The following is an 18,669-nucleotide window of genomic DNA, read 5'->3' on the forward strand; positions in this document are numbered from 1 at the left end:
CGCGCAAGCAAGACCGCGGTGATGACCAAACCTCACGACGCGGCCGGCACGAGGCGGCCATCCGTCACGCCGATCAGGTCGGCCCGGCCTTCCAGCTCGGCGAAGAGCGCCGGGTCGGCGCCCGTCATCCAGACCTGTCCCTCCAATGCTTCGAGGGCATCGAACAGCCCGCCGCGGCGACGCGGATCGAGATGCGCGGCGACCTCGTCGAGAAGGATGAGGGGCGCGAGCCCGCTCATCGCCCGCACCAGGCGGGCATGGGCGAGCACGAGGCCGATCAGCAGCGCCTTCTGCTCGCCGGTCGAAGCGGTGGCGGCGGGCACGTCCTTGGGGCCGTGGCGCACGACGAGGTCGGTCGTCTGCGGCCCGATCAGGGTGCGGCCGGCCGCGCGGTCGCGGTGGCGGCCCTGCATCAGCGCCCGGCGAAAGCGATCCTCCGCCTCCAAAGCCGGCCAGACCGCGACGAGATCGTCGAGGTCGCCCTCCAGCCGGAGCGAGGCCCACGGAAAGGGCGCCGCATCGTCCCGCGTCTCGGCGATCAACCGGTCGAGACGCTCCACCGTCTCGCGCCGGGCGAGCGCCACGGCAACGCCGAGTTCGGCCACCTCGCGCTCGACCGCATCGAGCCAGCGGCCGTCGTCCGGCCGCTCGTCGAGCAGGCGGTTGCGCGAGCGCAGGGCCCGCTCCATCGCCGATACCCGGGCGCCGTGGCCGGCATCGACGGCGAGTACGAGCCGGTCGAGGAAGCGGCGCCGGTCGCCGGCCGCACCGCGGAACAGCCCGTCGAAATCCGGCGTCAGCCAGACGATGCGCAGGAATTCCGAGAAGGCGACGGGGGAGGGGGCAGTCGCGCCGTCGATCCGGCAGACCCGCGTGCCGCGCCCGTCGTAACCCGGCGGCTCGTAGCCCGAGCCGAGCCGGTGCTCGGCCTCCGACGCTTCGAGCGTCGCCGACACGGCGAATCCGCCCGGTCCACCGACCCGCGCCATGGTCGCAAGATCGGCCCGGCGCAGGCCGCGACCGGGGCAGAACAGCGAGACGGCCTCCAGGATGTTCGTCTTGCCCGCCCCGTTCTCGCCGACCAGCGCCACGAAGCGGTGTGTGGTGGCAAGATCGAGATCGACGTGGTTGCGGAAGTCGCGGGCGATCAGGCGGGTGAGGCGGGGGCCTCCCGGCAGCATGTCCATGTGAGCGATATATCCGATCCGGCCGCGGCCGGAAGCGGACTCACACGCGCATCGGCATCAACACATAAAGCGCCGGGGCGCCGTCGCGGTCCTGGATCAGCGTCGGCGAGCCCGGATCGGCAAGCTTGAACAGGGCCGTGTCGCCCTGGAGCTGCGCGGTGATGTCGAGCAGGTAGCGGGCATTGAAGCCGATATCGAGGGCGGAGGCCTCGTAATCGACATCGAGTTCCTCGGTCGCCGAGCCGGCATCCGGGTTGGTCACGGACAAAGCGAGGCGCCCCTCGCTCACGGCAAGCTTCACGGCGCGGCCACGCTCGGACGAGATGGTCGAGACGCGGTCCACCGCCTTGGCGAAGGCGTCGCGCTCCACCGTCAGGCGCTTGTCGTTGCCGGTGGGAATCACCCGCTGATAGTCGGGGAAGGTGCCGTCGATCAGCTTCGAGATCAGGATCACGCCGCCAGCAAAAGTCAGGCGGATCTTGGCCGGGGACAGCTCGACCTGCACGCTGTCGCCGCCATCGTCGACGAGCTTCTGGATCTCGGCGACGGCTTTGCGCGGGACGATGATGCCCGGCATCCCGCGGCTGCCCTCGGGAGCCTCGGTCTCGACGCGAGCGAGCCGGTGCCCATCGGTCGCCACCGCCCGCAGCTTCAGGGCGCCCTCGACCTCGAGGGTGTGGAAGTAGATGCCGTTGAGGTAGTAGCGCGTCTCCTCGGTGGAGATCGCGAACTGCGTCTTCTCGATGAGCTGCTTCAGCTCGGCCGCCGGAATGGCGAACGAATGCGGCAGCTCGCCCGCGGCGAGATCGGGGAAATCGCCCTCCGGCAGAGCGCCCAGCGCAAAGCGTGAGCGGCCGGAACGGATCGTCATCTGGCCCGTCTCACCGGAGGTCTCCAGCGAGACCTGCGCGCCCTCGGGCAGCTTGCGAACGATGTCGTAGATGACGTGGGCCGGGACCGTGGTGGCGCCGGCATCGAGCACGTCGGCAGCGACGGTCTCGGTCACCTCGATATCGAGGTCGGTCGCCTTGAGCTGAAGGCCGTCCTCGCCGGTGCGCAGCAGGACGTTGGAGAGGATCGGAATCGTGTTGCGCCGCTCCACCACCCGGTGCACGTGGCCGAGCGATTTCAGGAGGGCCGCGCGCTCGACTGTGACTCTCATCGGAAAACCCGTCGTCTCTTGAACAATCGGCCCGCCCGCCGTCAATCAGGCCGGATAAGGATGTCGCTCACCCAACGCCCGTTCGGCCATCGCGACCGGAGAACGGGTCGGCGACCGGACGTTTCGCGAGGCACTCCGAAGCGGAACGGGGCCGGCAGCTTGGCGAAGCGCCCCCGCGAAGGCAAGGGCGGCATTCGCACTGTCCCGCCCCGCGACGGCCCCCGGCTCGGGAGGGCGGCCCGGAGCGGACAGGATCCGCAGCCGAGATGACACGCCCTCAAGGCGAGACCGGGACGAACCCGGCCCCGGCCAGCGCCGTCTCTCAGTCTTGGAGCATGCGCTTCAGCAGCTCGACCTCGTCGCCGAGCACCGCATCCTCACCGATCAGCTTCTCGATCTTGCGCACCGCGTGCAGCACGGTGGTGTGGTCGCGCCCGCCGAAGCGACGGCCGATTTCCGGCAGGGAGCGCAGGGTCAGCACCTTCGACAGATACATCGCGATCTGGCGCGGTTTCACCACGGCGGCGGTGCGGCGCTCGGACAAGATGTCGGAACGCGAGACGTTGTAGCGCGAGGCCACCAGCTTCTGGATGTCCTCGATCTTCACCCGCTTGGGCTCGCGGTTCTTCACGAGGTCGCGGATCGCGGTCTCGGCGGTCTCGACCGTGACCGGCGCGCCGGTCAGGGTCGCGTGGGCCAGGAGCCGGTTCACCGCACCTTCGAGGTCGCGGCCGTTGGCCGTGATCGCCCGGGCGACATAGGCCGACACGGCCGGCGAAACCTCGAAGTTCGGGTGGCTCTGGCGCACGGCGTCGAGCCGGGCGGAGAGGATCGAGGCACGAAGCCCCTCGTCGAGTCCGCCGATCTCGACGACGAGACCACCGGCGAGACGCGAGCGCACGCGCTCGTCGAGCGCTTCCAGCTCCGTCGGCGGCCGGTCGGAGGCGACCACCACCTGACGCCCCGAATCGATCAGCGCGTTGAGGGTGTGGCCGAACTCGGTCTGGATCGACTTGCCCTGGATGAACTGCACGTCGTCGAGGATGAGCAGATCGATCGCCCGCAGACGCTCCTTGAAGGCCAGCGCGTTCTGCGTCTTCAGGGCGTTGACGAAGCCGTACATGAAGCGGTCGGCGGTGAGATAGATCACCCGGCGCCCCGCCTCGCGGGCGGCGTGCCCGGCCGCGTGAAGCAGGTGCGTCTTGCCGAGGCCCACACCGGCATGGACGTAGAGCGGGTTGTAGAGCGCGCCGTCGCTGTCGCTGCGGGCGATCCGTTCGGCAGCGGCATGGGCCAGCGCATTGGAGCGGCCGACCACGAAGTTCGCAAAGGAGAGCCGCGCATCGAGCGGCGCGCCGTTGAGATCGACCGAGGCCGAATCGCCGCGGGGCGAGGCGATCTCGGTCTCGATCATCGGGCCGGGCCCTTGGAGGGCCGCCGGCGTCGCGATCGCATGGAGACGGTTCAGCGGCCCGCTCGTCGCGTTCGGCTTCGCCGATACGCCGGCACTCGGCCGGGCCGGGGCGGAGGGGCCGCGCACGCCGACCTCGATGCGGCTCACGCCGTCGGCCTCAGCGCGGAACGTGGTCAGCACCCGGTCGATGTAATGCGATTCGATCCAGCTCTTGAGAAACCGGGTCGGAACGGTGAGGCGGGCAACTCCCCCCTCCACATTCTCCAGTTCGAGGCGGGCGAACCAGCTTGCGAAGACATCCTCGCCAAGCTCCGCCCGCAGCCGCCGCTTCACCCGCGTCCAGGCGGCGGGAAGATCGACGCTTCCCCTTCCGTTTCCGCCATCGCCGTCCGACATGCTGCCGTCGAGGTGCATCACCGTGTCTCCTCGCATCCTCAGCCGGCGGACCGGAGGGGACGCGTACGCATACGCCACACCAGAGGAGGCGCCGCCCGATTCGAGCGGTGCCAAGAGTGGCCGCGGCGCTGTCAAGAGCGGCGTCGCGGCCCATCGCTAAAGATGGCTGTGTATCAACAATCCTCTATCGTTCTCCTAACAGCGGGACGATCGGGGAAAACATCTTCGCGCCCACCGAGTCGTCAAGCCGGGACCGAAGAGTCGAAGGCATGCCCGCAACTTGGGGACGACTCTGGGGGTGCCGGTGCTGATCTTGTCGAGCCGATCGCCCGGCAACGTTTTGTTAAGCTACACGGCCGGCATGGCACCATGCAACGGAAAGCACTTCGCGCATGGTTAACGAAACCTGCACAGCGCTCCGAACAAGCGGGTGCAAGCGTCGATTCGGGATAACTCGGCGCGAACTGTGGAGAAGCGGTAGGGGTCGGTGCACAACCGCGACCGATCGAGCCTCGGCTTGGAATCTGACCTGGAGCTCGGCGAGGCCGCCCGGCTTCGTGTCCCTCACCGAGCGCAGGCTGCGTCGCCAGGCTCCGAGAGGAGACGATGGGTCATCGGAGGTTTTCTGAGCACTCCCAGCGGCAGCACCCCAATGAAGGGCAATCCGCATCCCACGTGACGGGCCATGGCCTGCGTCACGACTCACGGGGCGTACAGGCATGAAAAAAGCCCGGCCTATGCGGCCGGGCTGAATGCATCATCATATCGAGCGGGGATCCCTGAAGCCTACCAGTCGGAAGGCCGGGAGCCGTCGCAGCCCGATCAGGCCGCGATGGCCTTCACACGGGCGGCCAAGCGGGACACCTTCCGCGAAGCGTTGTTCTTATGAACGATGCCGTTCTGGGCAGCGCGCATGATCTCCGGCTCGGCGGCGCGGAGGGCGGTGAGGGCTTGGCCCTGATCGCCGGTCGCAATCGCCTCCTCGACCTTGCGGACGAAGGTACGCATCCGCGAACGGCGCGAGCGGTTGATCGCCGTACGCTTGGCGATCTTGCGGGTCATCTTCTTGGCCGACACGGTGTTGGCCATGGGGCATCCTCGTCTGGTCTTGGCGGCAAGAACTCGGCCCGGAGCATCCGGTGTCGGTCAGCGCAGCCTGATGATAAGCAAAGGCGAAAAGACCGGGCGCAATGCTGCGGCCGGACGTGGTGGCTGCTCTATAGCGACACCCCCATGGTCCGTCAACAAATCGTCACGCCATCGCTCGATCTCGCAGCTCATGCATTTTGTGCGACGGAAGAGCGTTGCCAAGCGAAATTCGATCGGCTAATGCCCCTCCAGTCCGGCGGCGGCACCGCCCCCCCCGGCACCGCGCTGCGGTAGCTCAGTGGTAGAGCACCTCATTGGTAATGAGGAGGTCGAGAGTTCAATCCTCTCTCGCAGCACCATTCTTCTCAATGTCATGGCTGTCGTTTTGTGGAGCGTTCTGAGGTTCGCTGGAACCTGAGCGCCCAGCTCTGTGCTTGTGCCCGGGCTCACGACATACCCGAATTCGCCACCGTCGGCGAACTTTCAAGACCAAGGCCGTCACCGATGAGCCGGTGAACGCGGCGGCCGGCTCGGCTTCGCCCGCGGGCTCGGCTTGGATGAGGCGACCGTGCGGGAGATCCACGAGGCGGTCGGACGCGAGGCTGCAGCCGCCGGAACAGGTGATGAGGACCGGTGGGTCGCGATGATCGGGCGGGGCGGCTACGAGCGACCGACGTCGTGCTGCGTGGCTTGAAAGTCTTCGCGCAGATGTCCCAGCCTAGCGCCGATGAAGGTGCGGGCAATCCAGATGGCCCTTGCTGCGGAAATGACGGCGGACGAAGCGGAGCGGAACGACCGCATGGCCGACGCGCTGAAGCGGATGGTCGCGGCAGCGCACTCAACCTGAAACGAAAAAGCCCGCGCGGCCAAGCCGGGCCGGGCAAGTTCATCGTGGAAGCCTACTTGATTACCCCCGAAGGGCGCAAAGGTGCGAACGGGCAGTGGGGCAACCGCCAGCGACCATGAACAGGACTAGATTCCGGCGTCATCACGAAAGCTTGCGCTGGCTTCGCTCGAAATACGGCCGTGTTCGTCAAAATTGACTACGCGGTACAGGCAAATACCAACCAAAATTAATTGACGCAATCGATGAAGCACTATATCCGATACACCATTCTAGCGGAAACGCGCCTGACAAGGACTGCATCCGATGGAAACAAATCGCACAAATATGTCCAGTTACATACTAGCTATGGCAGCACTCGTTTCGATAGTCTGTTCTAAGCTTCCGGCATTTGGGCAAGTTGCGGACAGTCAGCCTCCTACCGATGTCGCAGCGCCCGGCAGCAGAAGTGATGCAGATCCCGGGCAGAGCAAGACGTCTGACCTCTTCTTTGCTACACACGATGTCTCCGGAAAGCTCGGCACCCCTCTCCCGCTGGAAATAAAGCTTGTCCGCACAGGCGGTGTCTCTATCGAATCCATCCTCCTGCTAGGCCTGCCGCAAGGTGTGACGATCAGCGACTCGACCAACACTTTCTCGCCATCAGACGAAAAGAGGGACGTAGACATCAGAGCGTGGGATCTGCCGAACATCAAAATCACGCAGACCGACGAACGCGAGAGCCGCTTCTCGCTCGCCGTCGCGGCGATCTGGACTGCGGAGACCGGTGGGCAGGTCGATGTCGCGACGAGCCTTCTCAACGTCAGTTTCCGCCGCGACGGTCCTGATCGTGCCATTGCCGCCGGCAACGAACCGCGCAACCCGGAGAAGTCTGCAGCTGCAATCCGCGGAACGCTGTCGCTCCCTCAGGTCATCGCCAGCGCTGCAGCTCCCGATGCATCGGCCACGGCCGAGGGCGTCGTGGTGCCGTCGCCCCGTCGCGCACCTCTCACGGACACAGCGGGAATCGACCGTCCGGCATCGCCCGCCGTCTCTGAGAGAACGCCGGCCGCCGAGGGCGAGGCTGCGCGGCTCAAACGTCCCGTAGAGACAGCACCTTCGACGCTCCAGATGGACCGGCTGGTAGAGCGAGCCAGAGGCCTGATACGGCTCGGCGATATCAGCGGTGCCCGACTTCTGTTGGAGCGCGCACAGGCGCGCAACGCATCGAATGCGACCTTCCTGCTGGCACAGACCTGGGATGTGGAAATGCTGCGGCGCTGGAACGTGCGCGGCCTTCGGGCCGATCCGGATCTCGCCAGAAGCCTGTACGCAAAGGCCGCAGCTCAAAACCAGACGGATGAGCGGCTGCTTGCCGCGACAGGCCGCTGACAACACCCCTTGAAGAAAGTCCGACGATCACCGAAGGACACGCACATGTCGAGGCTCGCCCTGTACGTCGCCTTTCTCGGCATCGCCTTGATGGCGAACGTCCCTGTCGCGGGAGCCCCAGGCACCGCACCGGTCGAGGCCGCCCCCGCAACGGAAGCGGCCCTTGGCGAGCGCATGAACGCCAACACCGTCACGGTGGTGACCGGCACGCCCGGTGGAACCTACTTCCGCGTCGGCGCCGAGCTCGCCTTCGTGCTGGATGACGGCGATAAGCTGCGGATCCTGCCGATGCTTGGTAAGGGAGCAGGCGAGAACGCCTATGACATCCGGTTTCTGAAGGGCGTTGATCTGGGTTTCGTTCGCACCGATACGCTGCAACAGCTGCGGCAGGACAATCGCCTAAAAAACATTGAGCGGCAAATACAATACATTTCCAAGCTGTTCGACGACGAGTTGCATGTCATCGCCCCTAATTCGGTTCGGACAATGAGCGACCTCGCCGGCAAGCGGGTCAGCTTCGACGTCAAGGGCAGCGGAACCGACTACAGCGGCCGGGCCATGTTCCGCGAACTCGGTGTCGTTGTGGAGGGGATCAACGTCGATCAGCCCACCGCCCTCGAGATGCTGCGCAACGGAGAGATCGAGGCTGTCGTGTCGGTGGCGGCTAAGCCGGTGGCATTCATTGCGAGTTTCGATCCGGGCGAACGCTTCCACTTCGTGGCGGCGCCCTACCCGGACACGATGAACGAAGCCTATGTCCCCGCGATCCTGACACGGACTGATTATCCGAAGTTTGTCGGCGGAGAGGCGGTGGAGACCGTCGCGGTTGGCACCGTCCTCGGGGTCTACAACAGCCCGAAGGGATCAGCGCGCTATGAGAAGCTCGTCCGCTTCGTCGAGGCCTTCTTCGGCCAGTTCGACAAATTTTTGGCTCCGCAGCGGCATCCGAAATGGCGGGAGGTCAACTTCGCGGCCTCGGTCAAGGGGTGGACGCGCTTCCGGCCGGCGCAGGAATGGCTCGACCGCCACAAGGAGCAGGAGGCCGTTGCCCAGCCGGACCTTGACCGGTTCTTCCAGTCACAGCCCGAGCGACCGGCGGGAAAGGAGGAGATCTATCAAGCCTATCTGAAGTGGCGGCAAGCACGGTAACCACCTCGACGACTTCAAAACTCAGCATTCCGGCACATACATATTGCTGTATTTTATCCCCGATTTGAGGAGGCGAGCAAATGGTCTCGCGTTGAATCGCTAGCCCTCGACCCTCCTGTTTTCAGGAGGCGGCTCAACGCAGAGGCGGTCCATCACTTTGGTCAGAAGACGACAGCCAGAACTCAGAAAAGTTTAGCAACGGCTTCGTTTGGCCAGTGCACGCCCGACGGCCCAAAGTAGACCATCGATGGCGGAGCGCAGAGCTGTCTTCTCGTGCCCTGCAACGTCATCAACAGCACGGCGCGCTTTGAGAGCATAGGTCGCAATCTGATCGAGCGGCGCTTCGTTCTTGTTAGGTGAGACGAAAAGCGCGCGGTCCTCCACCTGCCCGTTCAGTTTACCTTCAGTGATATCAACGACGATGCCGCGCCCGAGAACTTTTCCGGTTCGGGGATTGCGCTTGTAGTGCCCCCGCGCCAAAACCCAGCGAACGCCACGATCGGCTGAGCGCACGCGATACTCGACAACGAACAGTCCGCCATGCTCGCAAACACGATCGATGTTGGCGAAAAACTCGTTCTGATCGGCAGGAAGAATTGCTTTCGTGTAAGCTGCCAGAGGCAATCCTATTGCGGCTTGCACCGGATCGAGACCGAACAACGCAGCGGTAATGGAATCAGCAACGGTGCGATCGTTTGCAAAATCCGTTTCCCAGATACCGACTTGAGACGCAATCAAGGCATCCGGCAGAAACCCGAGCCAGTATCGCTTTGTATCATACGGCATACTCTGACACCCAAGCGATGCTAAATTATGTCGACGGCTAAAGGAAAAACATCCGTCAAATTCCGTACCGTACGCTCTGGGGGCGAGGGAAATTCTAAGGGCATGAGCAAAGGTTCTCCCTCGCGCTATAATCAGCTGACTTCCATGACAGATTCGATGCGCCTGCAAAAACTCGTAGATGCGCTTGGCGTTCCAGAAACCGCGTTCGAGGTTTTGAAAGAGTTTCGGCACCTCACTGCAGATGCGGACGGCAATCTCTGGTTGTTGATACTCGATATGAAGGGCAAACTGGTCGTTCGCCGGATCGGAGAAGATGGGGATCAACATACGATGGAGGAAAGAGTTTCGGTATTTCTGCGACGCAATGGAAGAAGTCCCTTGCGTGATGCACGCGCCGCTCTCATCGGCCAGCGCCTCTTGGTGATTTTTACCGATTGATACGACTGCTTCTCACCCTCAAGATATCTGCGCGTGCGGGCTTATCGAGGCGACTTTATGCCTCTCGCTTCGTTCGGACCGACCACCTCACCAAGCTCTGCGCGGGGTTCCGGGCCAAATATCTGGGTAGGGATTCGCGATTGTCTCGAACCGTGTCAGCATGATGAACGAGACGACGGCGCACATGGCCAGCCCGGGTTCGAACGACCTAACCGGGCGCAACATCCTCCAATCGATGACGTTTACGACGCTGGACGTATATGAGACGATGCAGGCGTTCCACGCCGGGACCGGTCGGCGTGACCTTGTAAGGCTACGCTACGTGGCCGGGTTCAAGCCGACCGTAGGCAGGAATCTCGGGATCCGGCACCGTGGTCAAGTGGAACACGGCCTTCTGGTGATTCGTCTGGCTTTCGAACTTCTTGCGACCCGTTCGGCCGAGGTGCTCACGCACGCCCGTTGTGGAATTCATCGGTCACAGCGATAGCAGTTCCGCTCGGAAATCTCCGCCTCCCCCCGCGCCGAGGCCAAGCTCTCATTCCGTGCGGGCCGAGCCTCGATCCAGTGCTATTTCAACATCAGCAGCCACGCGCTCGTCATCCGACCCGGCTGCATCCCGGCTCTCCGCTCGGACGGCTTGAGTGTCTCTCAAAAAACTCCCGCCGCGCTGTCATCGCCAGAGCGAGAACGCTCAGCGACCGGACGTTTTATGAGGCACGCTACACCCTTCGATCGACCCGGTTCGACTTATGCCCGCTTCGTCGGGGCGATCCGTTGGCACGATTTGCCGTGTGATGCGTTTTTGTCCAGATACGCTGGCAATTGGATTGCGACGGCCATTCCCATGAATGAAAACGCCTGCATTTTGGAAATATTCTAAATCTAACAAAGGCTGATTCATGCCATTGATTTATTCTAATGTACTTGAGTTTGAAATTTTATTTCATGATATCGGCAAGTTAGACATGATTAATTGCTATCAACAGATACGTTCCAGCCGTTTATCAGCAATGCGGTGAGGTTAGCGACGCACTTCCAGACGGGCCTCGTTGGATCGAGGCCGAGGCATCCTTCAGCCGCCCAAGTTTACGCATGTCTCGTTCGATATCGCATGCCGTGATGGGATCGGGGCAGGAGTTCACACAATGAACGCCTTCGTGACGGGTCTAGACGTAAACCCGGGCCGATCGGCCGATGTCTCTGCGGCGAAGCAGATTGCAGCGATCCCGACCATGCTCGAGATCATCTGTCGCTCCACGGGCCTGGGCTTTGCGGCTGTGGCGCAGGTGACGGACGAGACGTGGCTGGCTTGCTGGGTGAGGGATGACGCCGGTTTCGGCCTGCGGGCGGACGCCATGCTTCGCGCGGACTCGATGCCCTGCCGCGAGGTATGGCGGCATCGACGGCCGGTCGTCATCGACGATGCCGGAACGGAGACGGCGATGCACGGACTGTCGAGTTCAGGGCATCTCGGCTTTCGCAGCTACATTTCCTTTCCGATCACGATGCCGGATGGAGAGAGCTTCGGAACCCTGTGCGCCATGGGAAAGGAACCCGCCGATCTGGATCGCCCGGAGATCATGGGCTTGTTCCAGCAATTCTCCGAACTCATCGAACTTCTCCTCGCCGCGCAGCGGCAGCCCCCTGCCGCCATCCGCCCGCAGCCTGAGGAGGCGGGGTTCGCATCTTGGGAGCGGAACGAGCCGTTGAGGGCTCTGATCGAGCATCTGCCGGTTGGCGCTGGGCTGTTCGGGTCGGACGGTCAGGCCCTCGTCGCAAATGCCATCCTGCAGCCTCTTCTGACACAGGGCCGCGTGCCCGGTGCCGATCCCGACGCCGATCCGCATTGGACCGGCTATGCGGCGAACGGCACCGTCCTCGATCCGCACGACCATCCGTTTGCACGGGCCTTGCGTGGCGATCGTGTCCCGGGCACGCGCTTCCATTACCGCGGGGATGACGGAACCGGGCGTTGGACTCGGATCAGCGGGGTGCCTCTGCAGGGGACAACCGATAACGCACGCACCCGGAACGGAAAGGATTCGGCCATACTCCTCCTTGTCGAGGAGGAGGAGGCCCGTCGCGTAAGCGAAGAGCGCTTCCGGCGATTTGCCGAACATTCGACCAACGTCTTGTGGCTCGCCGACTTGGAGAGCCGCCGACTGACTTACCTCTGCCGTGCCCTCCGACACGTCTGGGGCGTCACGCCGGAGCGGCTACCCTCGCTCGACCGCTTGCTTGAAACGATCCATCCGGACGACCGTGACCGCGTAGACCGCACGCTCGAACGGACCGGGGATGGTGAGGTCGTCGTGTTGAAGTACCGCATCCTGCGCCCGTCGGACGGCACCGTGAGGCGGATCCGCGACACGGTCTTTCCGATCACCGGCGAGGATGGCCGCGTCCGCCAACTCGGCGGCATCGCCGAAGATGTGACCGAACGCACTGGCGCACGAATCTACCTCGTGGATGAGGATGCGCCCGCGCGACGGGCGCTGTTCGGGCTGCTGCAACTCGCGGGCTACGAGGTGCAGGTCTTCGCGAAGGCCGCAGCGCTGGCAGAGGTCGCAAGCTCCCTGCAGCCGGGTTGCGTCATTCTCGACATCGAAACCGCCGGACCGGAGAGCCTCACGGTGGCGAAAGCACTCAAGGCCGGCCGGCTCGCCCTGCCCGTGCTCGTCATCGGGCGCAGCCAGGGCGATGTCGGCCTCGGTGTGCGCGCGATGAAGGCCGGCGCCGTCGATTACCTCGAAAAGCCGTGCGAGCCGGCGGCGCTGCTCACCGCCGTCTCGGCCGCTTTGGCCGAGCTGCGTACCGACACCGAGCGCAGCCACGCACATGACGACGCCAAGCTTCGCATCGCGGCCCTTTCACCCCGGGAACGGGAAGTGTTGGAGGGGTTGCTGGCAGGCGGCACGAACAAGTCGATCGGCGTAGCACTCGGCCTCAGTCCACGGACCGTCGAGATCCACCGAGCCCGTGTCATGGAGGCGCTCGGGGCGCGCACCCTGCCGGAAGCAGTGCTGACGGCGGCCAGAGCAGGGGTGCAACCAGCCGCCATTCCCTGAGGGACGAGGGGCGGCGGCTTGAGGGGGGATTTGTCGTCAGGCGGTGAGTTTGTCGATGGCCGAGGGCCGCAGCGGAACGGCGGCAGGCGCCAGATAGGACGCATCGTACTCGGCCAGCAGCCTGAGCCCCTCGGGCTTCAAGATCGTGAGCCTGCGGCCGGAAAGCTCGATCAGGCCATCGCGACGCAGCTTCTGCAGGACGCGATTGATGTGAACGCACGACATGCCGAGCGTGTCGGCAAGATCGGCCTGTGTGATGGGAAAGCCGTACTGGTTAGCGGGAGCGAGACCGGCAGTCCGCAGGCGCAGCAGCATCTCGCACAGGAAGTGCGCCAGCCGTTCGGGGCCGGATCGGGAGCCGAGATTGGTGATCCATTCGCGCAGGGTCGCCGCTTCAGTCAGCCGAACCATCTGCAGGGCGCGGGCGATCCGCGGACGCCGCCGGATGAGATTTTCGTAGTCGGCCCGCGGAATGAAAGCGAGCTGGCAAGCGGTCAGCGTTCCGATCGCGCAGTCGAGCGGCAGGCGGAAATCGAGATCGAGCTCGAACAGGTCCCCCGGAAGAAGGTAGGCCGTGATCTGCCGGCGCCCGTTTGTAAGGAACTTGTAGCGGCAGGCGAAGCCGTCGAGCACCAGGATGGCGCTCTCCGGGACGTCGGACTGGTGCAGAAGCGGCGTCTGCGCCGCATAGCGGCGGCCGTTCGCGGCCCATTCTTCCAGTTCCCGCAAATCACCGGGGGTAAGATCCGCGTAGGTCGCAAGCTTGCGCGCCAAGGGATCACGCAACGGCTGCTCCATCCGCGCGCTCTCGAGCGTCGCCGAGAGGACGGATTCGAAGGCTTGAGACGCGACGGTCCCGACCTCGTCGAGTGGTGCTCGACCGGATCCGGCCACGAGCGGCGAGGTCATGAGGCAATCCGATCGCTTCCGCCGCATCTGTTCGTGGTACTCAGCCATACGGGTCCGCCACCTATGCGACATCTCGCGCCGGGCCGCATCTGTTTCACACCTAAGGTAGTTACCTTATCGGGCGGGTTGCAGGCCTTTTCCGATCCGAAACGCTCCGATCACATTTCATGGCACCGACGGGGGGTACGATCTCAGTGGCGGGCCGCGATAGCGTCAAACGCGCCAGCAATGTAACTTAAGCAGGTCTCGGGCAGTCGTGCCGCGCCCGGCTCGCGTCGTCGCGGTTCTTTGAGCCGACCCGACGGCGCTCGTGGCGCAAGAATGTATCGACAGCCCCTGAGATTCGGCACGACGATGGTTTCCACCGGCTACAATCCGGCTCTCGTGGCGCTGTCCCTCGCCATCGCCGTGCTCTCCTCCTACGCGGCGCTCGATCTCGGCGGCCGCGTGCGTGCCGCCGCATCCGGACTGGGCTGGGCTTGGCTTCTCGGCGCCGCCTTGGCGATGGGGGGCGGCATCTGGTCGATGCATTTCGTCGGGATGCTGGCCTTCGAGATGGGCCTGCCCGCAGCCTACGACCTCGGCCACACCCTTCTGTCCCTGCTCATTGCCGTCGGAGTGACCGGCGCGGCCCTGGCCTGGGTCGGCCGTCGGCGGGCCGGCCGCTTGGACGTCCTCGTCGCCGGCCCCGTGATGGGGATCGGCGTGGCGGCGATGCACTATACCGGGATGGCCGCGATGCGGATTCCCGGCCATCTCGCCTACAGCGTGCCGGTCGTCGCGCTCTCGGTTGGGATCGCCGTCACCGCGGCGACCATCGCCCTGTGGTTGACCTTTCGACCCACGAGCGTCTGGCAGCGCTTCGCCGCCGCCCTGATCATGGGCGTTGCGGTGGCCGGGATGCACTACACCGGCATGGCAGCCGCGACCATCACCGCGGAGGAGGCCGGCGCCCATTCCGCTCACGTCGCCGCGACGAGCGTGGATCAGCAGAATCTCGCCCTCTATGTCGCCGGCGTGACGTTCGTGATCCTGTTCCTCGCGATGCTCGCCTCCGCGTTCGATCAGCAGCGGATTCAGGGTGAGTTGCGGGCGAGCGAAGAGCGTTTCCGGGCCGCCGTGCGAGCCGTGCGCGGCGTGCTGTGGACCAATGACCCGGAGGGGCGGATGGCGGGCGAACAGCCCGGCTGGGCGGCCCTGACAGGGCAAACCCGCGCCGAGTACGAGGGCTTCGGCTGGGCCGACGCCGTGCATCCGGAAGACCGGCAAGCGAGCGTCGAGGCTTGGAACGCGACCGTCGCCGCCCGCAGCACCTTCCTGCACGAGCATCGGGTGCGCGCCCGGGATGGCCTGTGGCGACACTTTGCGATCCGCGCGATCCCCGTGCTCGACGCGCACGGCGCCATCCGCGAATGGGTCGGCGTCCATACCGACATCACCGAGCAGCGCGAGGCCGAGGCCGAATTGCGGGAGTCGAACGAGGAGATCCAGCGCTACGCCTACATCGTCAGCCACGACCTGCGCGCGCCGCTCGTCAACGTCATGGGGTTCACGAGCGAGTTGGAGGCGGTGCGCCAGGAATTGCGCACGGTACTGCGCGACCATCCCCAGGGCGCGCGAATCGATGAGGACATCACCGAGGCGCTGAGCTTCATCCAGGCGGCGATCGTCAAGATGGAGCGGTTGATCGCCGCCATCCTGAAGCTCTCACGAGAGGGCCGCCGCCGGTTCAGTCCGGAGCCGCTCGCGATGACATCCGTGATCCGCGGGATCGCCGACGCGCAGCGTCATCAGGCCGGGCGCAAGGGCGTGACGGTGACGGTGGCAGACGATCTTCCCTCGATCGTCGCCGACCGGCTCGCCGTGGAACAGGTCTTCGGCAACCTGATCGACAACGCGCTCAAATATCTCGATCCGGCCCGCCCCGGAACGATCGAGGTCACGGCCCGGCCTGCGCCCGGCAACCGGATCCGTTTTGAGGTCTCCGACACCGGGCGAGGTATCGCGCCGCAGGATCATGGCCGCATCTTCGAGCTGTTCCGGCGATCCGGCACGCAGGATCAGCCGGGTGAGGGGATCGGGCTCGCCAGCGTGAAAGCCTTGGTGCGCGCGCTCGGCGGCCGGATCGAGGTTTCATCGCAGCCCGGTGTCGGCACAACCTTTATCGTGACGCTGCCGCGCGAGCCGGTTACAGGCCGAGGCGGGGCCGCGACATCCAGTCCTCCCGATACGATGACCCTAGCCGCGGAGTAGCGATGCAGACCCCTTTTCATACCGTCAGCATCGTGATGATCGAGGACGATGAGGGCCACGCCCGGCTGATCGAGCGCAACATCCGGCGTGCGGGGGTCAACAACGAGATTCTGCCGTTTCGCGACGGGACCTCGGCACTCGAATTCCTGTTCGGGCCCGACGGCACCGGCGACGTGAGCGCGCGGCGCCACCTCCTGATCCTGCTCGATCTCAACCTGCCGGACATGACCGGCATCGACATCCTGGAGCGGATCAAGGCCAATCCGCACACCAAGCGCTCACCGGTCGTCGTCCTCACGACCACCGACGACAGCCGTGAGATCCAGCGCTGCTACGATCTCGGGGCGAACGTCTACATCACCAAACCCGTGAACTACGAGGGCTTCTCCAACGCCATCCGTCAGCTCGGGCTGTTCTTCTCGGTCATTCAGGTTCCCGAGAACTCATGAGCGACACGCCCGCCGCTTCCTGCCGCATCCTCTATATCGACGACGATCCCGGCCTCGGACGCCTCGTGCAGCGCTCGCTCCAGGCCCGGGGGCACCATGTCGAGCTGGCAGTGAGCGGCACGGACGGGCTGGCGCGGGCGCAGGCCGGCGAGATCGACCTCATCGCCCTCGATCATCACATGCCGGACCGGACCGGGCTCGAATTGCTGCCGCTGCTCCGAGCCCTGCCGGACGCGCCGCCGGTCATCTACGTGACCGGCTCCGAGGACAGCCGGGTTGCGGTGGCGGCCCTCAAAGCGGGCGCGGTCGATTACGTCTGGAAGGACGTGCAGGGCCAGTTCCGGGAATTGCTCGGCGAGGCGGTCGATACCGCTCTGCGTCAGGAGGCTCTGCGGCGCGACAAGGAGCGGGCGGAAGCCGCCGTCCGCGAGGCACGCGACCGGGCCGAGTTGCTGCTGCGCGAGGTGAACCACCGGGTTGCCAACTCCCTGACCCTCGTCGCGGCGCTCGCTCGGATGCAGACCAACGCGGTGGCGGACCCGGCGGCCAAGGAGGCGTTGGAAGAGATGCAGGCCCGCATCTCGGCCATCGCCGGCATCCACCGCCGGCTCTACACGTCGGAGGACGTCGAGGCCGTGGAAATCGATGCCTACTTGACCGGGCTCGTCGAGGAGTTGCAACTCGCGATGAAGGCGTCGGGGCGCGACCATGCCATCCGCCTGCACGCGGAGCCGGTCCGGCTGGCCACCGACAAAGCGGTCTCGCTCGGCGTCGTCGTCACCGAACTCGTCACCAACGCCTATAAGTATGCCTATCCCGCCGAGACACAGGGCGAAATCCGCGTCCAGGTGATGCGCGAGAGTCCCGACACGCTCTCGCTCACCGTCGAGGATGATGGGATCGGCTGGACAGGGGAGGGGGACGCGAAGGGCACCGGCCTCGGTTCGCGCATCATCCGGGCCATGGCCTCCAACCTGCGCTCTGTACTGACCTACGTTCCCGGCCCGAGCGGAACCCGCGCCGTCCTGTCGTTTCAAGCCTGACGCCGGGTCATCCCTCCGGAAGCGGCATCCGAAGCGCACCTTTGCAGGGCATTTTCTCGACTGAATGGGTGAACCGCGTCAGGCGAAGCCGGTCACCCGCGCAACAGTTCTCCTGCCCCTTTCTCCGAGACTTCGACCCGCCCGGCTCGGCCGGCGCGGGCTATTTTTGGAGTTATCGCCATCTGAAAAGAAGAGTTCGGCTTCGGGGAAACTCGGCCGTTCAGAATCGGCGGCAGCGGACCGCATCGTCGGCGGGCGAGGCGTGTACGACCTGCCCGCCCGCCGCCTTGCAGGTCGAGCGGAACGATCGCTCGGAGCGATGGAAGCCCCAGATGGCGACCATCGGTGCGACCATGATGAACACGGTCATTCCCATGATGAACGCAGGAAACCAATCCGGCATCCGCGGAGGCGATGGCGGCTCCGGCCGGATCGGCGGCATCGGTGCCAGGAAGGCCAGGAGCGGGAGCACGTCCAAGACGCTCATGGTTCGGGCTCATTCGCTGGGGTGGCACAGGCCGTGGGAGCGCCACGGTTGCCGGATGGATCGAGATTAACCAGCCGCAGCCGCGTTGGATCATCGTGAAACGCAACCTGGGCGATGCGTCGCAGCGGCGACCCGGAATGGCGGTTGCCGCCCGCCTGCTCTTCACCCGCTCGGCATCGAGGGGAGACCCAGGCCCGCGCAACAGGTGCCGGAGAGCCGACATCGCGTTGTTGGCGTCGTCGGCCGGCTTCCCCGGGACCGATGTCAGCAGGCCGCAATGGGTCATGTCGTCGGTGGCGGGGAACGACGGCAGCACGGCGTAGCTGTTCAGGCCCGGCCTCCCCGGCGTCGGTTCGGCCGCCTCCAGCACATCCGTCGGGCGCTGGCCTGATGCCGGATCGTAGCGCAGGGACGTCGCGGCCACGGAAATCACGATGACCCGAAGTGGCCGAGCCATTACGACGCACGATCCCCTTCAAGACGCAGTCGCGAAACGGCACAAAGCCTTCCTTGTTCGCCGCCGCTCGTTCGGTGCGACTGGAAAAATGAGAACGTGAGGCTGGTTTTCAGACGGGGTCGACCTCGAACGCCGTCGGATCTGGAACGCCCTTCGACTTCTTTAGC

At 65.0% G+C, this 18,669-nt stretch carries 14 protein-coding genes and 1 tRNA gene; 8 read left to right on the forward strand and 7 right to left on the reverse strand.

The features are described from left to right. Nucleotides 1-32 precede the first annotated feature (32 nt). The 4 genes from recF to rpsT form a co-directional block, all read right to left on the reverse strand. Nucleotides 33-1,187 carry a DNA replication/repair protein RecF gene (gene recF, locus E4V01_RS21135; protein WP_135299711.1) on the reverse strand — a complete coding sequence of 385 codons (1,155 nt, stop codon included), beginning with the start codon at nt 1,185-1,187 and terminating at the stop codon, nt 33-35. A gap of 40 nt (nt 1,188-1,227) precedes the next feature. After that, on the reverse strand, nt 1,228-2,349 hold the full coding sequence (gene dnaN / locus E4V01_RS21140; RefSeq protein WP_135299712.1) for a DNA polymerase III subunit beta: 1,122 nt from the start codon (nt 2,347-2,349) through the stop codon (nt 1,228-1,230). A 322-nt stretch (nt 2,350-2,671) separates the two neighbouring features. Continuing rightward, a complete protein-coding gene (gene dnaA, locus E4V01_RS21145; RefSeq protein ID WP_060768092.1) occupies nt 2,672-4,177 on the reverse strand; it encodes a chromosomal replication initiator protein DnaA in 1,506 nt (501 codons plus the stop codon). An 804-nt stretch (nt 4,178-4,981) separates the two neighbouring features. After that, nucleotides 4,982-5,248, reverse strand: a complete 267-nt coding sequence (rpsT, locus tag E4V01_RS21150; protein ID WP_056197115.1) for a 30S ribosomal protein S20 — start codon at nt 5,246-5,248, stop codon at nt 4,982-4,984. 284 nt (nt 5,249-5,532) lie between these two features. Here rpsT and E4V01_RS21155 point away from each other — a divergent pair. The 3 genes from E4V01_RS21155 to E4V01_RS21165 all read left to right on the forward strand — a co-directional run bounded on the left by E4V01_RS21155 (nt 5,533) and on the right by E4V01_RS21165 (nt 8,612). Then, nucleotides 5,533-5,607 (forward strand) — tRNA-Thr (locus E4V01_RS21155). A 1,091-nt stretch (nt 5,608-6,698) separates the two neighbouring features. Next, a complete protein-coding gene (locus E4V01_RS21160; RefSeq protein ID WP_245517631.1) occupies nt 6,699-7,463 on the forward strand; it encodes a hypothetical protein in 765 nt (254 codons plus the stop codon). A gap of 45 nt (nt 7,464-7,508) precedes the next feature. After that, nucleotides 7,509-8,612, forward strand: a complete 1,104-nt coding sequence (locus E4V01_RS21165) for a TAXI family TRAP transporter solute-binding subunit (protein WP_135299714.1) — start codon at nt 7,509-7,511, stop codon at nt 8,610-8,612. A 192-nt stretch (nt 8,613-8,804) separates the two neighbouring features. Here E4V01_RS21165 and E4V01_RS21170 read toward each other — a convergent pair whose 3' ends face one another. After that, nucleotides 8,805-9,398, reverse strand: a complete 594-nt coding sequence (locus E4V01_RS21170) for a PAS domain-containing protein (RefSeq protein WP_083530953.1) — start codon at nt 9,396-9,398, stop codon at nt 8,805-8,807. Nucleotides 9,399-9,500: 102 nt separating this feature from the next. Here E4V01_RS21170 and E4V01_RS25790 point away from each other — a divergent pair, with 102 nt between their 5' ends. Further along, nucleotides 9,501-9,836, forward strand: a complete 336-nt coding sequence (locus E4V01_RS25790; RefSeq protein WP_193763260.1) for a hypothetical protein — start codon at nt 9,501-9,503, stop codon at nt 9,834-9,836. A 1,145-nt stretch (nt 9,837-10,981) separates the two neighbouring features. After that, a complete protein-coding gene (locus E4V01_RS21180) occupies nt 10,982-12,904 on the forward strand; it encodes a LuxR C-terminal-related transcriptional regulator (RefSeq protein WP_135299715.1) in 1,923 nt (640 codons plus the stop codon). Nucleotides 12,905-12,940: 36 nt separating this feature from the next. Here the strand turns inward: E4V01_RS21180 and E4V01_RS21185 are convergent, their stop codons facing one another. Further along, nucleotides 12,941-13,813: a Crp/Fnr family transcriptional regulator gene (locus E4V01_RS21185; protein WP_135299716.1), complete on the reverse strand. Its 873-nt coding sequence runs from the start codon at nt 13,811-13,813 to the stop codon at nt 12,941-12,943. A 354-nt stretch (nt 13,814-14,167) separates the two neighbouring features. Between E4V01_RS21185 and E4V01_RS21190 the strand changes: the two genes are divergently transcribed. Genes E4V01_RS21190 through E4V01_RS21200 form a run of 3 tightly spaced genes read left to right on the forward strand, consistent with a single transcriptional unit; the run spans nt 14,168 to nt 17,558 of the window. Further along, nucleotides 14,168-16,066 carry an MHYT domain-containing protein gene (locus tag E4V01_RS21190; protein WP_135299717.1) on the forward strand — a complete coding sequence of 633 codons (1,899 nt, stop codon included), beginning with the start codon at nt 14,168-14,170 and terminating at the stop codon, nt 16,064-16,066. A 2-nt stretch (nt 16,067-16,068) separates the two neighbouring features. After that, a complete protein-coding gene (locus E4V01_RS21195; RefSeq protein ID WP_060772081.1) occupies nt 16,069-16,515 on the forward strand; it encodes a response regulator in 447 nt (148 codons plus the stop codon). Next, nucleotides 16,512-17,558: a response regulator gene (locus E4V01_RS21200; RefSeq protein WP_060772080.1), complete on the forward strand. Its 1,047-nt coding sequence runs from the start codon at nt 16,512-16,514 to the stop codon at nt 17,556-17,558. The genes E4V01_RS21195 and E4V01_RS21200 overlap by 4 nt, the downstream gene beginning before the upstream one ends. Nucleotides 17,559-17,778: 220 nt before the next feature. On the opposite strand, the gene E4V01_RS21205 is transcribed toward E4V01_RS21200, so the two are convergent. Then, on the reverse strand, nt 17,779-18,045 hold the full coding sequence (locus E4V01_RS21205) for a hypothetical protein (protein ID WP_135299718.1): 267 nt from the start codon (nt 18,043-18,045) through the stop codon (nt 17,779-17,781). Between the last annotated feature and the right edge of the window lie 624 nt (nt 18,046-18,669).

The organism is Methylorubrum sp. Q1 (assembly GCF_004683995.1).
Taxonomy (GTDB): Bacteria; Pseudomonadota; Alphaproteobacteria; order Rhizobiales; family Beijerinckiaceae; genus Methylobacterium.

Coding starts and splice junctions, on each gene's coding strand:
- rpsT (WP_056197115.1), bottom strand. CDS start 5,248: ATGGCCAACACCGTGTCGGCCAAGAAGATGACCCGCAAGATCGCCAAG.
- E4V01_RS21190 (WP_135299717.1), top strand. CDS start 14,168: ATGGTTTCCACCGGCTACAATCCGGCTCTCGTGGCGCTGTCCCTCGCC.
- E4V01_RS21170 (WP_083530953.1), bottom strand. CDS start 9,398: ATGCCGTATGATACAAAGCGATACTGGCTCGGGTTTCTGCCGGATGCC.
- E4V01_RS21195 (WP_060772081.1), top strand. CDS start 16,069: ATGCAGACCCCTTTTCATACCGTCAGCATCGTGATGATCGAGGACGAT.
- E4V01_RS25790 (WP_193763260.1), top strand. CDS start 9,501: ATGAGCAAAGGTTCTCCCTCGCGCTATAATCAGCTGACTTCCATGACA.
- E4V01_RS21205 (WP_135299718.1), bottom strand. CDS start 18,045: ATGAGCGTCTTGGACGTGCTCCCGCTCCTGGCCTTCCTGGCACCGATG.
- E4V01_RS21180 (WP_135299715.1), top strand. CDS start 10,982: ATGAACGCCTTCGTGACGGGTCTAGACGTAAACCCGGGCCGATCGGCC.
- E4V01_RS21165 (WP_135299714.1), top strand. CDS start 7,509: ATGTCGAGGCTCGCCCTGTACGTCGCCTTTCTCGGCATCGCCTTGATG.
- dnaA (WP_060768092.1), bottom strand. CDS start 4,177: ATGCACCTCGACGGCAGCATGTCGGACGGCGATGGCGGAAACGGAAGG.
- recF (WP_135299711.1), bottom strand. CDS start 1,187: ATGGACATGCTGCCGGGAGGCCCCCGCCTCACCCGCCTGATCGCCCGC.
- E4V01_RS21185 (WP_135299716.1), bottom strand. CDS start 13,813: ATGACCTCGCCGCTCGTGGCCGGATCCGGTCGAGCACCACTCGACGAG.
- E4V01_RS21200 (WP_060772080.1), top strand. CDS start 16,512: ATGAGCGACACGCCCGCCGCTTCCTGCCGCATCCTCTATATCGACGAC.
- dnaN (WP_135299712.1), bottom strand. CDS start 2,349: ATGAGAGTCACAGTCGAGCGCGCGGCCCTCCTGAAATCGCTCGGCCAC.